3 protein-coding genes are annotated in these 4,438 nt (G+C 74.5%); all 3 read left to right on the top strand.

Features of this window, described 5'->3' with window-relative positions; translation table 11 throughout:
* Positions 1-323 precede the first annotated feature (323 nt).
* Positions 324-2,054 carry an SPFH domain-containing protein gene (locus VIU94_RS06680; RefSeq protein WP_414720900.1) on the top strand — a complete coding sequence of 577 codons (1,731 nt, stop codon included), beginning with the start codon at positions 324-326 and terminating at the stop codon, positions 2,052-2,054.
* A gap of 133 nt (positions 2,055-2,187) precedes the next feature.
* Positions 2,188-2,796: a lytic polysaccharide monooxygenase auxiliary activity family 9 protein gene (locus VIU94_RS06685; RefSeq protein WP_331908571.1), complete on the top strand. Its 609-nt coding sequence runs from the start codon at positions 2,188-2,190 to the stop codon at positions 2,794-2,796.
* Between the two features lie 25 nt (positions 2,797-2,821).
* Positions 2,822-4,438, top strand: a 1,617-nt coding sequence (locus tag VIU94_RS06690) for an AMP-binding protein (RefSeq protein WP_331908573.1), incomplete at its 3' end; no start/stop codon positions are given.

Here is a 4,438-nt window from a genome sequence, read left to right on the forward strand (position 1 = left end):
CGCCCCGCGGCGCGCAGGCGGTCGGCGGCGACGAGGAGGCCGGAGCCGCCCCGGGCACGACGGCGCCGGACCGGCCCGCCGGGCTCGGTCCCGTCTCGACCTCGACGGCGCGGCGGGGCGCGGACACCGTCTTCGACTTCGAGGCGCTGTTCGCACCGGACGACGCGGAGGACGGGCGCCCGCGGTCGGACGAGGCGGACGCGGTTCCGGCGGCCATCGGTACGGGTGTCGGCGCGGACCGGGCCGCGCCCCGCGACGCGGGTGCGTCGCCGGTGGCGGCGGGTGATGCCTCCGTGCCGGTCGGCACGCCGCACGACGCCGCCGTGTCGCCCCAGGCGCCACACGCCACGGCGTCGACGAGGGCGTCGCAGGACGCCTCCGGGGCGCCGCTCGCACACTGCTACGTCGTCGCGTCACCGGCCGCGCCGAGTGAGCGTGCGTCAATGAACCTGCCCCGCAAGGTCGCAGCGCCTCCTGCGGCGTCGCGTGATGCCGCGTCAGCGAGCGCGCCGCGTCCGGGCGGCGTCCCGGGCGTCGCCGAGCACGATGCTTCCGCCTCGCATGACGCCTCCGAGCCCTCGCTCGCGTCCGCGCCGCATGACGCCTCCGGCTCCCCGCTCGCCTCGCATGACGCCTCCGAGCCTGCGCCCGCGCCGGGCGCATCCGCGCTGACCGACGCGCGGCGTGACGCCTCCGGCTCCCCGCTCGCCTCGCTCGACGCCTCCGAGCCTGCGCCCGCGCCGGGTGCGTCCGCCCTGTCGAACGCGCCGTGCGACGCCTCCGCGTCACCGCTCCCGCCTCGCGCGCCCGCGTCGCGCGACGCCTCCGACGCACCGGTCGCGCCGCACGACGCCTCCGTCATCCCGTCCGCCGCCTCGGGCGACACCTCCTCACCGACGGCGTCCTCCTCCCGTACCGGCGTCCTCGACTTCGAGGCGTTGTTCGCGCCCGGTGGGGCGACCGTGTCGGTGGGGGCCGTGGTCGAGGCTTCGGGGCGTGGGTTCGGGGCTGCCGATGTGCGGCCCTCCGGGCTCGGGAGCGGGGTCGTGCCGCCTGCCGCGCGCCGCGCGATCGACGCGGGTCGTGCCTCCACGCCGAAGCCCAGACCCACCCCCACCCCCGCCTCCTCCCGGCCCGCTCCCACCGCCGACCCCGCCCTGCGGGAGCGGCCCGGGCCGGTGTTGCCGGGGTGGATCGGGGTCGTCGCAGGGGGCATCGCGCTCGCCGGGTGCGCGGCCGTGCTGTGGTGGGCCGGGGCCGTCCCGGACGCCGTGGAGCGGATGCTTCGGGTGCCGATGCGGCCGTACCACGGCATCCACCTCGGCCAGTGGGCCCTGCTGACCCTCGGTGTGATCCTCGCGCTCTTCTCCCTCGGCGGCCTCGGCCGCGGCCGGGTCGGCTACGCGTGGGTGCTCACCCTGTTCGGCGAGTACCGCGGCAGCGTCCGCCGCACCGGCCTGCTCTGGGTGAGCCCGCTCCTGCTCCGCCGCCGCGTGGACGTCCGGCTGCGCCACTGGCGCAGCGAGCCGCTGCCCTCGGTCGATGCGAAGGGCACCGCGCTCAACGTCGTCGTCCTCGTCGTCTGGCGCATCCGCGACACCGTCCGCGCCGCGCTCGGCGTCGAGCACCACGAGGAGTACCTGCGCGAGCAGGTTGAGGCAGCCATGGCACGCGTACTGTCCCAGCTCCCCGCAGACGCGTTCCACGAGGACGCGCCCACCCTGCGCGACGCGGAGGCCGTCGGCGAGGCGCTCACCAAGATGCTCTCCGCGGAGTGCGCCCCGGTCGGGATCGACGTCTTCTCGGCGCAGCCGACCCGGATCGAGTACGCCCCCGAGATCGCCGCCGCGATGCGGCGCCGCCGGATCGCCGCGATCGACGCGAAGCACCGCGACAGCGTGCTGACCTCCGTCGTGGACGCGGTGGACGACATGGTCCACCGGCTGACCACGCGTGGTCTCGTCGAGCTGGACGACTACGAGCGCAAGGCGCTGGTGAAGGACCTGACGGTGGCCTTCTACACGGGCCGCAGTTCCGGGGGAGAGGGCGCATGAGCCGTCGCGATTGGTATGGACATGTTCAAGTCCCGTCCATACATTGGTACTTGGTCTAGACCGGAATCGGCACCACCGCACGCGCGTGCAGCACCGCCCACAGAACTCCCCCACGTTCTCCTGGAGCAACAGCATGCGAAAGCGCAAGAGCACCAAGACCAAGATAGGCGCGGCCGCGGTCGCGCTCGGCGTCGCCGGCGTCACGTTCCTCTCCTCCGGCAGCGCCACCGGCCACGGCTACACCGACTCCCCGATCAGCAGGCAGAAGCTCTGCCAGAACGGCACCGTGGCCAACTGCGGCCCCATCCAATGGGAGCCGCAGTCGGTCGAGGGTCCGAAGGGCTTCCCGGCGGCCGGGCCGGCGGACGGGCAGATCTGCTCCGCCGGGCTCAGCCAGTTCGCCCAGCTCGACGACCCCCGCGGCGGCGCCTGGCCCACCACCCGGGTCACCGCGGGCCAGAGCTACACCTTCCGCTGGCAGTTCACGGCCCGCCACCGCACCACCGATTTCAAGTACTACATCACCAAGAACGGCTGGAACCCCGGACAGAAGCTCACCCGGGCCGCGCTCGACTCCCAGCCGTTCCTGACCGTCCCGTACAACAGCCAGCAGCCGCCGGCCACGCTCTCGCACGCTGGGACCATCCCGGCGGGCAAGACAGGTCGGCACCTGATCCTGGCGGTGTGGACGATCGCGGACACGGCGAACGCGTTCTACGCCTGCTCGGATGTTCAGTTCTGACGTGTAGTCAGTTACCGTCCGCCGCATGACCGGGACCGGAACCGTGACCGTGGCGGAGCTCGTCCAGCGGCAGTGGGGCGACCGGAGGACCGGACTCCTGAGCCGGGGGACGGTCCTCACGCACCACGATGTCGCCGCGGGGGCCGCCGCGCGCGCGGCGCTGCTCGTCGATCTGCTGCCCCGGGGCGTCGAGCCGCACCTCGGGGTGCTCCTCGACAACACGCCGGAGTTCCCGCTCTGGCTGAGCGCGGCGGCCCTCGCGGGGGCCGCCGTCGCCGGGATCAACCCCACCCGGCGGGGCGCGGAGCTGGCCCGCGACATCGTGCACACCGACTGCCGGGTCCTGGTCACCCAGCGCGCGTACCTTCCCCTGCTCGACGGCCTCGACCTGCCGGGCGTACGCGTGCTGGTGACGGACACCGACGCGTACGGGGAACTGCTCGCGCCGTACGAGGGCGCGAAGCCGGGCGAGGCGGTGGTCCGGCCGGTGCGGCCCGGGAGCCGGATGCTGCTGTACTTCACCTCCGGCTCGACCGGCGCGCCGAAGGCGGCGATCTGCAGCCAGGGGCGGCTCGCGGCGGCCGCCGCGTCGCTGGTCGCGCACTTCGGGGTGGAGCGGGACGACGTCCACTACGTGTGCATGCCGATGTTCCACGGGAACGCGGTCATCGCCGACTGGGCGCCGGCGCTCGCGGCCGGGGCCCAGATCGCGTTGCGGGACCGGTTCTCGGCGTCGGGCTTCCTGTCGGACGTACGGGAGTTCGGGGCGACGTACTTCACGTACGTGGGGCGGGCGGTCCAGTACCTGCTCGCCACCCCGGAGGGCCCGGACGACCGGGCGCACGGGCTGCGGCTCGGGTTCGGCACGGAGGCGGGGGCGGTCGACGCGGCCCGCTTCGAGGCCCGGTTCGGGGTGCGCCTCGTGGAGGGGTACGGCTCCTCCGAGGGCGGCGCGGCGATCCAGCGGACCCCGGACACGCCCCAGGGCGCGATAGGCCGGGCGGCGCCGGGGGACGAACTGGCGGTGGTGGACGCGGAGACGGGGGAGGAGTGCGAGCGGGCGCGGTTCTCCGCGTCGGGGACGCTGGTGAACGGCGCCGCGGCGATAGGCGAGCTGGTCAACAAGGGGCGGAACCCCTTCGAGGGTTACTGGCGCAACCCGGCCGCGGAGGCGGAACGGCGACGGGGCGGCTGGTACTGGACGGGGGACCTCTTCTACCGGGACGAGGCGGGCTTCCTGTACTTCGCGGGGCGCACGGACGACCGGCTGCGGGTGGACAGCGAGAACCTGGCGGCCGCGGTGATCGAGAACATCCTGGCGCGCTGGGCGGACGCGACGGCGGTCGCGGTGTACGCGGTGCCTGACCCGGTGGCGGGGGACATGGTGATGGCGGCGGTCGCGCTGCGGGACGGGGCGACCTTCGACCCCGCCGCCTTCGCCGCATTCCTGACGGCGCAGCCCGACCTCGGCACGAAGATGCCCCCGCGCTTCGTCCGCGTGATGCACCGCCTCCCGACGACCGCCACGAACAAGATCCACCGAGCCTCGCTCCGCGCGGAGGCGTTCCTCTGCGCCGACGAGGTCTGGTGGCGCCCGACGCCGACGGCCGACTACGAGCCCCTCACGCCGGAGGCGCTGTCC

It is taken from the genome of Streptomyces sp. (assembly GCF_036566765.1).
In the GTDB taxonomy this organism is placed as follows: Bacteria; Actinomycetota; Actinomycetes; order Streptomycetales; family Streptomycetaceae; genus Streptomyces.

Coding starts and splice junctions, on each gene's coding strand:
- VIU94_RS06685 (WP_331908571.1), top strand. CDS start 2,188: ATGCGAAAGCGCAAGAGCACCAAGACCAAGATAGGCGCGGCCGCGGTC.